This window comes from Paenibacillus sp. FSL R5-0887 (genome assembly GCF_038002305.1).
In the GTDB taxonomy this organism is placed as follows: domain Bacteria; phylum Bacillota; class Bacilli; order Paenibacillales; family Paenibacillaceae; genus Paenibacillus_AQ; species Paenibacillus_AQ odorifer.
Map to the genome: position 1 here is coordinate 2,354,434 of NZ_JBBOCE010000001.1, position 13,839 is coordinate 2,368,272.

Below are 13,839 nucleotides of genomic sequence, written 5' to 3' on the forward strand. Positions count from 1 at the left end.
TTCTGATCCCCAAACATTGATAACCACAAGGAACTCATACTACGCAAAATAGATAAACCACGTATAAATCCTCGCACCCCAATGATTCGGCAAATCGGTAATGACTTAATTATCGCAAGGACTATCTGTTTCATATACCTGACGTTCGAAATCACTGTCCCTGTCTGACGCTCCGAATGGAACACTAAAGCCACTGCTTCAAAGTTAGTAGAAGTCGTTAGTAAATCCGAATATGGATACAACATCTCAATGTAACGATGAAAAAAAATATTCAACACGCGTAATCGGGTTGATTCATCAGGCAAGATATGCTGATATAACGGATCATTTTTGGCAAATGCTTCGGCCAGAACACTGGCTGCTCTTGGAATATCATGCTGCTGAATTTTTAGTAATGTACTACAAATAGTTCCACCTCATTTAATAGTCTTATGAATTAGTATAACTCGTCCAATTGAATATGGCACGATGGTTCTATTGTCATTTCTTTATTGAATACGATATGATTGAAAAGATTACAAAAATACTGGGAGGTAAAATGGAAGATATTATACTGTGGCTTAAATACTTGTTTCTAGGGTTTGTTCAAGGGGCAACTGAGCCAATCCCCGTCTCTTCGAGCGGCCATTTGATCATCGCACAGAAATTGCTAGGCTTAAAACAAAATGGGCTATCATTTGAAATTTTAACAAATACGGCTTCACTAATTGCGATTTGTTTTATTTTCCGCAAAGATATCGGAAGATTGATCACTGGATTCGTTCAATTTATTCTGACCCGCAAAGAGGAATATAAGTCGGATTTCCTCTTCTCTTTGTACATCATCATCGGTACCTTGCCTGCGGTAATTGTTGCCTTACTCTTCAAGGATCAGATTGAGGATATCTTCTCGTCGGTTCATACCGTATCCATCGCCTTGCTTGTTACAGGGGTAGCTTTATGGTTGATCCGTAACCTTCGCGGACGTAAACAAGATGGTGACTTAAAAGCGAAGGATGCAGTTATAGTCGGACTTGCCCAAGCAGTCGCCCTTATTCCTGGGATAAGCCGTTCTGGTGCAACTGTCATCTCTTCCATCGCTGTGGGAATGAAGCAAGAAACTGCTTTACGCTTTTCTTTTATGCTTTATATTCCTGTCAGTTTGGGCGGACTCGTTATGGGCGCATCTGATATTGCCCACGATCCTAACCGCTCGCAGCTAGCCATTCCATACTTGATTGCATTTATTACTACACTTATCGTTACTTATTTCTCCATGCGCTGGTTTATGGGGATTATGGCTAAAGGTAATTTGAAGTATTTCTCTTATTACTGCTTCTTAGCTGGGATACTTCTCCTCATCTTTATGTAAGACATAATTTCAATTAAAAAACCTCATGACAATCTCTGAGATCACAGAGAGAGCATGAGGTTTTTTTATATTATTTCAACATGGATATTACTTCATCGCTCGACCGGATCTTACCTATGCGAGGGAAGATAGTTTTGCATACATAATCATGCTCTTCTTTAGCCATCGCGGTCATAGCATCTTCTACAAAAACTTGATGATAACCAAGCTGATAAGCTTCTCTAGCAGTAGTATCCACACCAATCGAGGTAGAAATACCACATAATACGATCGTGTCTATTCCGCGGCGTCGTAACTGCAAATCAAGATCTGTACCGAAAAATGCCCCCCACTGCCGTTTGGTAATCAGATGTGCATTTTTGATATTCGCTAATTCTGGTACGATGTCGTCCCAACCTTCTGGATAGGTCACGGAATTCATTTTCAAATCAGTTTTAGGTTTAAGCATATCTTGCCCATCTAGCCATGACACCCTCACCAGAACAACAAATCCTCCTTTCTCGGTAAAGGATTGGGCTAATTTGCTGGCATTCTCAACCACCTGAGCACTTGTATGCGGCCCCTGCTTTGGACTGTGGACAATTCCTTGCTGCAAGTCGATCACGACTAGCACCGTTTTACTTGCCTCAATACTTTCAGATGCTAAGCTTGTTAATTCTTCCATTGTCTTCTCTCCGATTACTATCAATTTTGTATACTACAATTACCCTATATTACCCAATAGGTGTCCCATTAGGTAATTTAATATCTGGCTTCAAGAGAACCACATCCCCTTTATCCGGTATTCCTCCAAGAACTAATACTTCTGATTGGAAACCCGCAATATTTCGAGCAGGAAAGTTAACTACCCCAATGATTTGTTGCCCTACAATCTCTTCGGCCTTATATCGTTTAGTAATCTGTGCACTTGATGTTTTGCTTCCGATATCTGGTCCAAAATCAATTAGGAGTTTAATCGCAGGTATTTTTGCTTTTGCAAAAAACTCCGCATTAATAATTGTTCCAACACGAACATCAAGTTTTAAAAAATCATCAATAGTTACCATTTGCCAACCCCCTATTTAGCTAAAATATTTTCCGATTGCTTATTTACTTATTTTGAATGTTGTACTTTAAAGATTTCGCCCAAAAATACATTCCCATACCGAATAAGGTTATTATGCCACCTATAAACTGGAATAACGATATAGTTTCCCCTAATAATAGATATGCAAGGACTATAGCAAGAACAGGCTCACCAATAATCCCAACCGAGACAGTAGTTGCTCCAATCGACTTTAACAAAAGGTTAAAGATGTATTGACCAAAAATAGTTGGAATTATTGCAAGAAGCAAAAAATAAATCCAATCTGATGAAGCATAATTAATTAATGAGACATTATTTATCAAATTGTACACGAGCATAACAGTACCACCAATAAAAAGACGAAAATGCTGTATAGACTTGCATTGATTTTGCCGCTTACTTTTTGCCCGGCCAACAGATAGACTGAAGCAAAGAATGTGCCAATTAACGATAAACCATCGCCGATTAGTGCATCTTTCGAAACCCATATGTCTCCCCATGCAATAACAATCGAACCTAAAAGAGCAACAATCAGGCAAAAAACGGTTAGCAGGTTAACATGTTCTTTGAATAAAAAGTAAGACCCCATCATAACAAATAGCGGCTGTAACGATAAGATCACCATGGAGCTTGCAACTGAAGTATAGACCAATGATTCCATCCAGAATAAAAAGTGTAACCCTAGAAATAGGCCGGATAAAATAACGATGACCCAATCTTTTTTATTCATCTCAGTAGAACGAGCCATTTTCCCAGATGTAAAACAGAGCATGATGATTACAGAAATAAACAATCTATACATCCCAGCCACTGAAGTAGGTGTATCTGAAAGTTTAATCATGATTGAAGAGATAGAAACGGACAAGATACTGATAAATAACAGAATAAACGGATGAAATAGTATAGACGGTTTATTTGAACTAACCATAGTTCCTCCAAAATGTGTGACAATCCCTGTGCACAGAATTGTATGATAAGTCTAGGCTGGATATAATAATATCACCGTCATGGTCTATATTGTGCAACTATATCTTTAATTTATATGGAAATATCGTCAAATAAGGAGAATAAGCACTTTGAAAAAGCAATTGCACGAATCCATTCAATTTCCTGATGATGCATTTCCATACATCATGTACACTCATACCAATTATGAATCTATTCCTAATGGCAGAGGGGTTAACGATCTACATTGGCACCAAGAACTACAAATTACTTTAGTGACCAAAGGGAAACTAACCATACAAGTCAACGGAATCAATTATGATTTAGAAGCAGGTCAGGCCATCTTTATTAATAAGAGCGTACTTCATATTGTTACGTACCTTAACCAAGAGGGTGAATATGTTAGTTTTAACTTCCCAGAGAAGTTACTTGCCTTTTATTCTGATAGTGCAATGGAAAAAAAGTATGTACTTCCGTATACCAATTCATTCTTGTTAAGTTTAGAAATCAAAGGAGATAAGGACTGGCATAATCAAATCCTACAAATTCTTTGGGATATGAAAAAAGAATTTGAATCGAAAAAAAAATGGGGATGGGAGTACGAAGTTTCTATCAAAACAGTCCAGTTATGGTTAATCCTTATATCAAATTTTTCTCTATCCTCTGAGGAATCGTCTAAATATAACAGACTCCAGCAAGAGAGACTACAATTAATGCTTAGTTTTATTCACAAAAACTATTCTAATAATTTGACATTGAAGGAAATAGCAGATACAGCACATCTAAGTGTATCGGAGTGCACTCGAGGTTTTAAGAAAAGTATCCATATGACTCCGTATTTCTACTTAATTAAATATCGCATTAATAAAAGCTGTGATTTGTTAATAGCAACTGACTACACGATAACTGAAATCGCACAGCGAGTTGGTTTCAATAACGCAAATCACTTTATCCAGTCTTTTAAAAAACACTTAAACATAACTCCTAAGGAGTTCAGAAAAATTAGAAATGAACGAACTTAAAAAATCAAAAAAGGCAGAGTCGATCACTTTGTCTGATTGCCTTGTGTTAGCGTAATTTCGATGTCCTTCGTAAATCCCGAATATATTTCCAAGACACAAGCTTAATGTTTTCATTTTCTAATAGTCTATGATTTCGGGATCGCCATATAAACGATATCCCACTCTTTTCCAATAAAGTTACGTTTATATCTTCAACCTTTTCGTCCTGCATGAATTAGTGTTCAATTCTACTATATGATAAACTTGCAAGAAGTTATCTGCTATTTATCTATTACTAAAGGAGCGGAAAAATGAGATGGGCAAAAAGAAAAAAACATTACCCGCCAATTTTGCCGAGCTGGTTAAAACGAATGATATATCTGCCTTAAAAGAGGTATTTGAGCTATGCGAATGGGATGCCCGTGGGGGTTACAGCAAAGGTACCGCCCTCAGCTTCCGGCAAATACCGGATGAGATGGTTTCCTGGCTTGTGGAGCAGGGTGCTGACATCAACGCTGCCGACAACTATAAGCGTACCCCTCTTCATGCTCAGGCTGCAACCTGGTCCGGAAATGTCCCCTTACTCCTTGAACTAGGTGCAGATATGGAAGCTCTGGATTACCAGAATGAGACACCGCTGCACTCAGCAGCTGCTTCTTACAAAACAAAAGTAGTGCGTGATCTGGTGGTACGCGGCGCAAATGTCCATGCAGAAAATAACCGAAAAAACACACCTCTCGCCAAAGGATTATTACAATGCCGGAATATCGATATAGTTCACATGGCAGAAATCTCGCGAATTATGCTGGATGCAGGAGCAGTAATCACGCCGGAGATGAAGGAATCCGTGCGGCGTATCGGCAAGGATTTTGAATTCGTCAGAACAAATTACAATAAAGATCGACTGGATGAAACTGCAAATGCTCTCCTGGAGCTGTACCGGCAATTTGATGTCGAGCCTATAGCGAAACTGCAGAGACATGATGGAATCTCTCCTATCGAGGTAACGGAAGCCGCATGGCCCGCACAGCACCAAGAGCTGTGGGATTTTCTCGTCCCTGCTTCAGGACACGCGACAACGGTGCAGGGTGAGGTTATCCGCATCACAGGGCGGGTGTCTCATGAAATCCTTAATAATGGCGGAGGAAACTGGGATGCCGATTACCGTAAAATGCTGGATGCACTGATACGGCATTTTAGCACGGGAACGCCTTTAGAGCCCGTCCTTCTTCAAGAGGCAACATCACTCGCCAAACGGTTCCGCAACATCGCTGGCAATGAGCAACCGGCCAGATTATGCGAGCTGGCGGTGCGATGGGTACTTGCCAATCCTCAGCCTATTTCTATGACACAACCCGATTATTCCCGTTAAGTCTATCCAGAATCCTTAACGTTGTCTATTAGCTAACTAAAGAAAACAAAGAAACGCCCCGAAGAAAAAACTTTGGGGCGTCAATTTGCATATATTCTAGATCCAACAAGTTTTAAGGATAATGACGAGAAGAATGTAAAGCACAAGAATTGTACCCGTTGATGTCCAAGGATTAATACAAACTGGAGCCTTTTTTTGTTCTTGAACGCCTCCAACACAATTATATCCCATTTTAATCCCTCCCTAATAACTTTTTTTAATTTCAATTTCACAACAGCATATGACTATGTATCATCAAGTGATTGGGCATTAAATAACTTTGTCGCTTGTATCTAAGCCTATGACTCTATTCATTTTCTTTACCTTGACAAGCATCTGTTACTTTATGCTAATATAGACAAATCAATAACGTTGATATATCATCTATTCTTCTATTAGGAGAGATCATATGGATTCCAAAGACCCGCTAGGTTTAGTTATTCGCGATTTACATTTGGAAATAGCAAATTATTTAACAAAATTGCTTGCCCCTGTTCGACTTGCGCCTGAACAACATTTACTTATGGCTTTGTTGCTTGAGAAAGAAGGTTTATCTCAGAATGAGATTGCTAATAAACTCGGGAAGGACAAAGCCAGTGTTGCCCGAATGATCGCCAGCTTAGAGAGCAAAGGTTATATACGCAAAATAACAAGTACGCAGGATCGTCGTTCAGTAAATGTTTTTGTCACAGACGAAGGCAGAAAATTAGAGTCTACAATAAATGAGGTGACTATTAAATTAAACGAAGTTATCGCAACAGGACTATCTCCTGCGGATTATTCAACACTTAAGACTTTGTTAACTCGTGTGCAGGATAATGTAAGAGATGCTTAAAGCATTTCTCTCTCCCTTATAGTTGATATATCATCTATCATGCAAAAATAATCCGAATCAAAATTCTGAAAAGAGGTTCATCATTATCATGGAATCAACATCAACTGTTCAAGTTAAACGTCCCGCTCTTATGGCCTTCTCGCTTATGCTAGGTGCATTCGTCGGGCTATTCAGTGAAACCGCCTTAAACATGGCTTTTACAAATTTAATGGATGAATTTTCAATCAACGCCTCAACGGTTCAGTGGCTAACCACAGGATATTTACTTGTATTAGGAATCCTCGTTCCAATATCCGCCCTATTAATGCAATGGTTTACCACTAGACAATTATTCACAGCTTCTTTACTATTATCTATCGTCGGCACATTAATTGCTGCCCTCTCGCCCAATTTCACCTCATTATTAATTGCACGATTAGTGCAAGCCTTAGGGACAGGCTTATTGCTTCCATTAATGACCAATATTATTCTTATTATTTTCCCTGCACATAAACGCGGAACTGTCATGGGAATGATGGGACTCGTTATTATGTGTGCACCGGCCCTTGGACCTACTCTATCTGGTTTAATTGTAGATCATTTGGGCTGGGAGTATATCTTTTGGATAAGCTTACCTTTATTGTTATTTACATTAGGTTTCGGATTAACATTCATCAAAAATGTAGCCAACATCACAAAACCTAAAATAGATGTTTTATCCATCTTGCTTTCTACTCTTGGATTTGGTGGAATCGTCTTTGGTTTTAGTAACTTTGCTGATCATTCTTTGAGTGAAATCATTGTTTTGCTGCCTCTTATTATTGGTTTCATCAGCTTGATTTTGTTTGTATTACGGCAATTTAAATTGGAAACCCCAATGCTGAATTTACGGGTATTTAAATATCCTATGTTTACGATAGGTCTTATAATGCTCTTTTTAGGGATGATGATCATTTTATCTTCTGCAATTTTATTACCTTTATATTTAAAAGGAGGTTTATTGTTATCGGCCACAATGGCTGGTACTCTACTTCTTCCAGGCAGTGTTATCAACGGGGCTATGGCTCCAGTTACGGGTAGAGTATTCGATAAATACGGTCCGAAATTATTGCTGCCGCTTGGATTTTTTATCGCAACCATTGCTGGTTTTCTATTTACAAGAAACTCTACTGAAACCAGTAGCCTAACCTTTATTTTAATACACTGCGCAATGTTTATCGGATTAGCTATGGTCATTATGCCCGCTCAAACCAATGGGTTAAATCAATTACCCGTGAAATACTATCCGGATGGGGCTGCTGTTATGAGTACACTTCAGCAAATTGCAGGTGCTCTTGGTACAACGTTCGCTGTTACGCTAATGTCTAGCGGACAAACACGATTCGCAAACACACATCCAACCGCTGCACAGCCTGAAATATTAACCGCTGGAATTACACATGCTTACTTATTTATCGCAGCAATTGCAGGTATTGGATTGATTATATCGTTATTTGTGAAGCGTATTCGAGTGTATTGATTTGTATGTGAAAAAGACAGTGGACATGAACTGCCCGCTGTCTTTTTTTAAAGTATAACCCTAAGGCTTTAACTCATATGTTTTTCATAAAAAACTAATGTTAAGTTGTCATTTATTTTTTTGGTTTCCCCCGTGCTTCTATACCCTAACTTTTCATATAAATAGCAATTTCTTTGCTCCTGTATAATACTATCCAGCTCCCATTTCTTTGCATCTTTATATCTCTGTTCAATGATTGCAAAAACCTGCTGGGCAATCCCCTTTCCATGGTGTTCTGGCAATATAAAGATGATGCTGACCCGATAAGCTTTATTATCCTTTTTAACGATACGGACACCGCCCACAGCAATATCAAAATACTTAATCATATAATAATCTGCAAAAGACTGATTAATTCGATCCCTGATTTGTTCCACAGATTCATTGGCTGGGCTGGTTTCATAATCTTTATATTTCTCCAGCAATGGCATAAAGGCTTTGACTTGCATTTCATGAATAAACGGTGCGTCGCTCGCGTCTGCTTTAGATAAAGAAATCTCCATAAAGTTATCCCCCTCCGAAAGTTAGTAAATATATAAGCTGTCAGATATTCTTTTTATCCACCGGTTTAGAGGAATCTCTAAAAGAGCCCAAGACCCCCGTAAACAGTCCAATTAATCCAATAAAAACGCCTATTCCGCGACCACCCTCATAGGCCAATATCACAACTACTCCAAACAATGTAATGTGAAGACCAAAAAGTTGAGTTTGTAGCACACTAGGCCGGATAAAATCTAATAATGCTCCTGCGTGAAACATTACAACAACTAGCACAATTAGAGCGGTTAAAATCCATAATCCTAAACTAATCATCCATACCTCCATTAAAATTTATTATCCACTAGGCACTCCTGATTTCAAATAAAGACACTTGAGCCTCCCGGCTCCAGCGTCTCATCATGTTGATTTATGGTTTGTTTTTGGGAAGGATATAGAGTGTTCCGTCTTCTTTATATTCAGCATAGGCAATATCCTCAATGCAATTATAACCAGACTCTCTGACGCGTTCCTGAATCTGCTCCTTGTTCATCGATCTGCCCCGCATGGACTCTTCCAGTACCCTGCCTTTATCAATAACTGTTATGGAAAAAGCAGAAGACTGCTCAGCTTCAGACTTGCGCATAACCGATAGAGAGCCGTTCGTTTCAAGCAGAGCATACCGTACTTCACTTAGGGAGAAGATATTTTGTTGCCTCAGCATGAACAGCAGTTGGGTATACTCAATATCGTATTTCTCCAACAAATCCTGATTCACTTTGCCATCGTCAATTAGCAGCACTGTCCGGCCTTCCGCCATGTTCCCGAATTTCACAAAATGGGTGGTCACCTTTTCGAACAGATAAGATAATGCGGTCCAAATAAAAAGAGCAAACAGCAGATGCCAGATCTTCACCTCATCATCATATATCGTATTGCCGACAATTTCACTTAAAATCAATGAAGACAGAAAATCGAGTGGTGTCAATTGACTAAGCGTCTTGCGGCCGGTAATAAAGGTAATGATCCACAAACCAAAAAAGCTGATGACCAATTTGACGCCTATAGATACAAATATCTCCATTGCTGCACCTCCAGATGGGACTCGTACAGGCTCATTGCCCTTTTTACACGAAATCCATTCATGAGAGGTATTACACACTCCTAGTGGGGTATAAACAGCAAAAGATACTCTCTGCAACTTGCCTATGTTGGGATAGTTATAAGGAACGTTGTCCCTTTGCCTTTTTCACTATCGACTTCAATAGTTCCTTTCACTTTATCGACGGTACTGTAGACCATAAGCATACCCAGCCCCGTTCCTTCTGCTTTAGTCGAATAATACGGCTTACCGAGTCGCGATATTTCATCTTTAGTCATGCCGACTCCGTTATCTTTAATACTGATCATAATATTTTGTTTTTTTTCAAATATATCGATAAATAGCGTACCGCCATCGGTTTCCTTCATCGCTTCTATACCATTTTTATATAAATTAATTAGACACTGCTGAATCTGGTTTCGGTCATAGTTTTTATTTAACGAATTATTAAAACTAAATTGGACATCTACTTTGTGCATAGTGGCATAAGGCATTATGATATTTTTAGTATATTCTGATTCTGCCTTCATATTGGAGTAAACCATGTTTTCAGATTGTGGCTTGGCAAAGGAGAGATAATCACTTACAATTTTTTCTGCTCGCTGTAGCTCTTGTAGAGATAACTCTACAAAGCCCTTTTCCTCTGGCGTCATCGTTTTAGATTTATTTAATAGCTGCAAAAAACCACTAGTCACTGTAAGTGGATTTCTGATCTCATGGGATACACTTGCCGCTAGCTCGCTGACGACATTTAATCTTTCCGATTGGACAATCCGTTCCCGATTTTTAATATTGGAGATAATTTTCTCAATCAAAATCATAATGACACTCATCACCCCAACATGAGTTGTCAACGCATTTAATGAAAGAATCCAAAATTGCCTGTCTAAGGAATCCTGAACAAAACCTAAAATTAACAGATAAACCCCCATAATTAGCAAAGCAATCAGACTTGCCGCAATCACACGGCCCTTCGATGGTAATTTTAAAAATCTATTTTTATATAACGGCACCAAAATCAGAATCGCTGTCGCAAATAGAAACGAATAAAATACTCCACCTCCACCCACATAGAATCTGTAAGCATTCAAAATAATATATAGAGGAAGAACGTTCCTATATCCTCCAAACAGTGCCACAATAATAAACGGAATGTACCTTAAATCAAAAATATAGCCAATTTCAAGTCTGATAGGTTTTGCAATACAGAGACTCATGGTCACTGCAGACATAAAAACGAGAATCAATCTATTGTAGGAATAGGCCCGATTCTCAAAGAATATTAGAAATGTTAATACTGGAAAAAGCAAAAACAAAAAATTTAAAAGTAGGGTTTCAAACAAGAGATGACTTCCTTTCAGCCTTTTGCTGCGTAAATGAATATATTCAAGGTTATATTAAGAGTTTTAGATCATTACCTAAGCTAACATTATAAGTCACAGTATTGACTATACACTATGTATTTCTCAACCATTTTTCAAATAATCCCAAAAAATCATACTATAGAACCACAATTAGCAAAAAAATACAGACATCTGAAGTCTGTTTGGGGTCATCAATTTTCGTATTCCTGAATATCTAAATTGTAAACTGTACCTTGTAGTTTTTAAGGGCTCATAAATCTAGAGCTGCCACCTTTCTGTATCTGAGAGAAGGAGAGGATTTCATTGCATCCCATAACCGTAATCGAAATTGTAACGTCGGTTGGGTTTGTCCTTGTCATTTTTGTTATAGTATTAGTTTCACCTACGAGGATTAGAAAACTCGGTTTAATCGTAGCCTCTATATTAACATTACTTTTGCTTTTATCCTTTGCGATTCGTCCCGTTTGGATTGAGTTTCAAGTTTCTAAAAAAACAGAACAACTTAATCAATATCTGGAGAAAAAATACCCTTATCAAGAGTGGGAGATTAGCCGGCCAGAAGGTAGACAATATAATCCTTATCATTTAACGGTTAGATTTAAAAATGAAGCGGGCTGGGCTTATACCTATTTAGTAGCAGACAATAATATTCATCAAATCGTTTGGATCCCACCAGAAGGCAAATCTCCTGAGGAAGGAACGCATTCGGAAATGAATCATTAAGTTGTCTTTCACAGAAAACAGCCATCCCCTCAGGATGGCCAGTTTTTATTTCACTAAAAATCCGTTAACTGTGATATAGAGCGGAGTCAAACTAACTTCGCTCGGATCTCCACTTTTGATAATAGCAATGGAGACAGCTATAAGCAATATTTTCCGGAGAAGAAATAAGTACTACAGCCTAAAAACAATTTGATTTCCTGTCTCATTGTTCTTGAAGGGTTTACCATGTTCCCTGAACTCTAATATAACACCTGAAGGATCGTCAGAAAGCGGTGGAGAAATTACGTAATTATAAGAAGCTTGTCCGGTTGAACTTCCGCCATTCATCATTCGACTATCATATTCTTCTCCTATAAACAGCTCGAAAAAGCTATGGTTATGAGAATTTGTTGGAAGCTCAGTTGTCATGTCCCAATCTATATTAAGGGTGACCACACTAGCATTACTATATTGGCGTATAGAGGTCAGTGTATAAAAAAATCCATCTTTCTCAATTGATTTAAGAACTGCAATATGTTTTCTAAAATCAATTGGCTCAACCATCGGTTTAAAATGATCTTCACTTAGCAACGTCCCAAATACCGCTTTCAAAAAATCCTCATAGAGCTCATAATTTTCTGCCCATTTAGAGATAGATTCAAACGGTGGGAATCCTGGATTATTATTCGAGATTTTCTTTCGTTGCTTGATCAATGCACATATTTGCTCGTCAATATCCTTAATTTGCAGATCGTAATGTTCGGTTGGTCGTACAAAGGGCATCCTTTTCATTTTGAACCTCCTTTTTGCACAAATGCAAAAGAAATCTCAGCTTCACATACAAGCTCACTATTTACTGTTGCGGTGCCTTTGCCTTTTACAATTTCACCTTTCATCCGATTGACTTCGAATCCGAGAAGAAGCTGATCCCCAGGCGTTACTTGGCGCTTAAAACGGGCATTATCAATGCCAACTAATAACCCTATCTTGCCCATCAGCTTCTCGTTTTTGCACATTGTGATTCCGCCTACCTGGGCTAATGCCTCCACAATTAAAACACCCGGCATAACAGGATGCTCAGGAAAATGGCCGCTAAAAAACGGTTCATTAATGGATACATTTTTAATACCTACTGCTCTTTTGTTCTCCTCCAACTCTATAATTCTGTCCACTAAAATAAACGGATACCGATGAGGAATAAGTTCTACAATCTGCTGTATATTTAGCATAATTCCCGTCTTAGCCTCCTAAAATACTTTTTGGGTAATTTTAACATCAGAAGTGATTTTGTACTACTCAAAAATACCCGGACAACTGGCCTATAACATCACTTCTGGAGATCCTAAAAAAACAACGGCAACCCTGGACTAGAAAATAAAGTCCACGACTGCCGCTTTTTATTGATCTATTGTACCCTAGCTTAAGATTCAACTCGATTAACAAACACCTGTGTCTTTCTCCCTGCTTCAATTCGTTCAGTGAATTTTCCGCCAGTGTATTCCTCTATCACCTTTTTCCAAAAGCGTTGTGCGGGCTCGTTATTATCTATTTGGTAAACTTCCCATTGCCCCTTATGTATATTAAAAATATCTTTTGCAACTAGTCTACCTAATCCTACTCTCCGATACTTTTTTATAATAAAAAACTCTGCAATGGAAAAGTATAAATCATCATCTCTATTTTTTATTTTGACTAAAACGAATCCAGCATTTTTCCCATTCAGAGTTAACAGATATGGGAAATTCGATTCTTCTGTCCAGTAATCGTTGAGAGGATAATCATTAAATTTTCCGTTTTCTTCAAGGTGCAAATCCATATACTCGGAGAAATCATACATATAAAATTGCATTAGGTTGTTGAGGATTTCTTTTTCTTCAAGGGTCGCCCTTTTAATTTGATAGTTCATCTAAAAACCATCCCATATCTATATTTTATCTAATTAGTAACGGACTCTTCTATTTTCTCGGATAAGTTTCTTCGCATCCTTTTGAAATAAAATGATTGTTGTTGTACGCTTCAATGGATTGTTTCCCAATTACTTTTCAGTA

The 13,839-nt window shown here is 38.3% G+C and carries 18 protein-coding genes; 6 read left to right on the forward strand and 12 right to left on the reverse strand.

The features are described from left to right. Positions 1–538: 538 nt before the first annotated feature. Complete coding sequence (locus MKY14_RS10605; protein ID WP_036688882.1) at positions 539–1,351, forward strand: undecaprenyl-diphosphate phosphatase; 813 nt, start codon at positions 539–541, stop codon at positions 1,349–1,351. 70 nt (positions 1,352–1,421) lie between these two features. Here MKY14_RS10605 and MKY14_RS10610 read toward each other — a convergent pair whose 3' ends face one another. From MKY14_RS10610 to MKY14_RS10625, 4 genes are read right to left on the reverse strand one after another with little or no spacing between them, the layout of a single operon-like run. After that, positions 1,422–2,015 (reverse strand): hydrolase, encoded by a 594-nt coding sequence (locus MKY14_RS10610; protein WP_076276116.1) that lies wholly within the window; start codon positions 2,013–2,015, stop codon positions 1,422–1,424. Between the two features lie 49 nt (positions 2,016–2,064). Next, positions 2,065–2,397, reverse strand: coding sequence for a chaperone CsaA (gene csaA, locus MKY14_RS10615; protein WP_076127315.1), 333 nt, complete (start codon positions 2,395–2,397; stop codon positions 2,065–2,067). A 43-nt stretch (positions 2,398–2,440) separates the two neighbouring features. Then, positions 2,441–2,755 carry a DMT family transporter gene (locus MKY14_RS10620; RefSeq protein WP_254848724.1) on the reverse strand — a complete coding sequence of 105 codons (315 nt, stop codon included), beginning with the start codon at positions 2,753–2,755 and terminating at the stop codon, positions 2,441–2,443. After that, positions 2,737–3,345 (reverse strand): DMT family transporter, encoded by a 609-nt coding sequence (locus MKY14_RS10625; protein ID WP_254848725.1) that lies wholly within the window; start codon positions 3,343–3,345, stop codon positions 2,737–2,739. Before MKY14_RS10625 ends, MKY14_RS10620 begins: the two co-directional genes overlap by 19 nt. Positions 3,346–3,493: 148 nt before the next feature. Here MKY14_RS10625 and MKY14_RS10630 point away from each other — a divergent pair, with 148 nt between their 5' ends. Both MKY14_RS10630 and MKY14_RS10635 read left to right on the forward strand, forming a co-directional pair. Beyond that, complete coding sequence (locus tag MKY14_RS10630; protein ID WP_076276114.1) at positions 3,494–4,384, forward strand: AraC family transcriptional regulator; 891 nt, start codon at positions 3,494–3,496, stop codon at positions 4,382–4,384. A gap of 295 nt (positions 4,385–4,679) precedes the next feature. Beyond that, on the forward strand, positions 4,680–5,735 hold the full coding sequence (locus tag MKY14_RS10635) for an ankyrin repeat domain-containing protein (RefSeq protein ID WP_076278718.1): 1,056 nt from the start codon (positions 4,680–4,682) through the stop codon (positions 5,733–5,735). Between the two features lie 96 nt (positions 5,736–5,831). On the opposite strand, the gene MKY14_RS10640 is transcribed toward MKY14_RS10635, so the two are convergent. Beyond that, complete coding sequence (locus MKY14_RS10640; RefSeq protein WP_232061537.1) at positions 5,832–5,912, reverse strand: YjcZ family sporulation protein; 81 nt, start codon at positions 5,910–5,912, stop codon at positions 5,832–5,834. Positions 5,913–6,183: 271 nt separating this feature from the next. On the opposite strand from MKY14_RS10640, the gene MKY14_RS10645 reads away from it, so the two are divergent. Continuing rightward, on the forward strand, positions 6,184–6,609 hold the full coding sequence (locus MKY14_RS10645) for a MarR family winged helix-turn-helix transcriptional regulator (RefSeq protein ID WP_076218165.1): 426 nt from the start codon (positions 6,184–6,186) through the stop codon (positions 6,607–6,609). 82 nt (positions 6,610–6,691) lie between these two features. Next, on the forward strand, positions 6,692–8,107 hold the full coding sequence (locus MKY14_RS10650; protein WP_143759977.1) for an MDR family MFS transporter: 1,416 nt from the start codon (positions 6,692–6,694) through the stop codon (positions 8,105–8,107). Between the two features lie 68 nt (positions 8,108–8,175). Here MKY14_RS10650 and MKY14_RS10655 read toward each other — a convergent pair whose 3' ends face one another. From MKY14_RS10655 to MKY14_RS10670, 4 genes are all read right to left on the reverse strand, one after another. Further along, a complete protein-coding gene (locus MKY14_RS10655) occupies positions 8,176–8,649 on the reverse strand; it encodes a GNAT family N-acetyltransferase (RefSeq protein WP_340976444.1) in 474 nt (157 codons plus the stop codon). A 40-nt stretch (positions 8,650–8,689) separates the two neighbouring features. Then, positions 8,690–8,959, reverse strand: a complete 270-nt coding sequence (locus MKY14_RS10660) for a hypothetical protein (protein ID WP_340976445.1) — start codon at positions 8,957–8,959, stop codon at positions 8,690–8,692. A gap of 94 nt (positions 8,960–9,053) precedes the next feature. After that, the gene (locus tag MKY14_RS10665) at positions 9,054–9,707 is read right to left on the reverse strand and encodes a DUF421 domain-containing protein (protein WP_076190621.1); all 654 of its coding nucleotides are present in this window, start codon (positions 9,705–9,707) and stop codon (positions 9,054–9,056) included. A 122-nt stretch (positions 9,708–9,829) separates the two neighbouring features. Continuing rightward, a complete protein-coding gene (locus MKY14_RS10670) occupies positions 9,830–11,068 on the reverse strand; it encodes an ATP-binding protein (RefSeq protein WP_076127331.1) in 1,239 nt (412 codons plus the stop codon). Between the two features lie 324 nt (positions 11,069–11,392). Here MKY14_RS10670 and MKY14_RS10675 point away from each other — a divergent pair, with 324 nt between their 5' ends. Next, positions 11,393–11,812, forward strand: a complete 420-nt coding sequence (locus tag MKY14_RS10675; protein WP_076127333.1) for a hypothetical protein — start codon at positions 11,393–11,395, stop codon at positions 11,810–11,812. Between the two features lie 171 nt (positions 11,813–11,983). On the opposite strand, the gene MKY14_RS10680 is transcribed toward MKY14_RS10675, so the two are convergent. The 3 genes from MKY14_RS10680 to MKY14_RS10690 all read right to left on the reverse strand — a co-directional run bounded on the left by MKY14_RS10680 (position 11,984) and on the right by MKY14_RS10690 (position 13,697). Next, complete coding sequence (locus tag MKY14_RS10680; RefSeq protein ID WP_076218168.1) at positions 11,984–12,583, reverse strand: chorismate mutase; 600 nt, start codon at positions 12,581–12,583, stop codon at positions 11,984–11,986. Further along, entirely contained in the window at positions 12,580–13,020 is a 441-nt protein-coding gene (gene fabZ / locus MKY14_RS10685; protein WP_340976446.1) for a 3-hydroxyacyl-ACP dehydratase FabZ, read from the reverse strand. Before fabZ ends, MKY14_RS10680 begins: the two co-directional genes overlap by 4 nt. Before the next feature lie 191 nt (positions 13,021–13,211). Continuing rightward, a complete protein-coding gene (locus MKY14_RS10690; protein ID WP_076127339.1) occupies positions 13,212–13,697 on the reverse strand; it encodes a GNAT family N-acetyltransferase in 486 nt (161 codons plus the stop codon). Positions 13,698–13,839 lie beyond the last annotated feature (142 nt).

Excerpts from the sequence above, each read along its gene's own strand:
- MKY14_RS10605 (WP_036688882.1), top strand. The coding sequence starts at position 539 with ATGGAAGATATTATACTGTGGCTTAAATACTTGTTTCTAGGGTTTGTT.
- MKY14_RS10690 (WP_076127339.1), bottom strand. The coding sequence starts at position 13,697 with ATGAACTATCAAATTAAAAGGGCGACCCTTGAAGAAAAAGAAATCCTC.
- MKY14_RS10625 (WP_254848725.1), bottom strand. The coding sequence starts at position 3,345 with ATGGTTAGTTCAAATAAACCGTCTATACTATTTCATCCGTTTATTCTG.
- csaA (WP_076127315.1), bottom strand. The coding sequence starts at position 2,397 with ATGGTAACTATTGATGATTTTTTAAAACTTGATGTTCGTGTTGGAACA.
- MKY14_RS10620 (WP_254848724.1), bottom strand. The coding sequence starts at position 2,755 with ATGCTCGTGTACAATTTGATAAATAATGTCTCATTAATTAATTATGCT.
- MKY14_RS10635 (WP_076278718.1), top strand. The coding sequence starts at position 4,680 with ATGGGCAAAAAGAAAAAAACATTACCCGCCAATTTTGCCGAGCTGGTT.
- MKY14_RS10610 (WP_076276116.1), bottom strand. The coding sequence starts at position 2,015 with ATGGAAGAATTAACAAGCTTAGCATCTGAAAGTATTGAGGCAAGTAAA.
- MKY14_RS10645 (WP_076218165.1), top strand. The coding sequence starts at position 6,184 with ATGGATTCCAAAGACCCGCTAGGTTTAGTTATTCGCGATTTACATTTG.
- fabZ (WP_340976446.1), bottom strand. The coding sequence starts at position 13,020 with ATGCTAAATATACAGCAGATTGTAGAACTTATTCCTCATCGGTATCCG.
- MKY14_RS10660 (WP_340976445.1), bottom strand. The coding sequence starts at position 8,959 with ATGATTAGTTTAGGATTATGGATTTTAACCGCTCTAATTGTGCTAGTT.
- MKY14_RS10680 (WP_076218168.1), bottom strand. The coding sequence starts at position 12,583 with ATGAAAAGGATGCCCTTTGTACGACCAACCGAACATTACGATCTGCAA.
- MKY14_RS10665 (WP_076190621.1), bottom strand. The coding sequence starts at position 9,707 with ATGGAGATATTTGTATCTATAGGCGTCAAATTGGTCATCAGCTTTTTT.
- MKY14_RS10655 (WP_340976444.1), bottom strand. The coding sequence starts at position 8,649 with ATGGAGATTTCTTTATCTAAAGCAGACGCGAGCGACGCACCGTTTATT.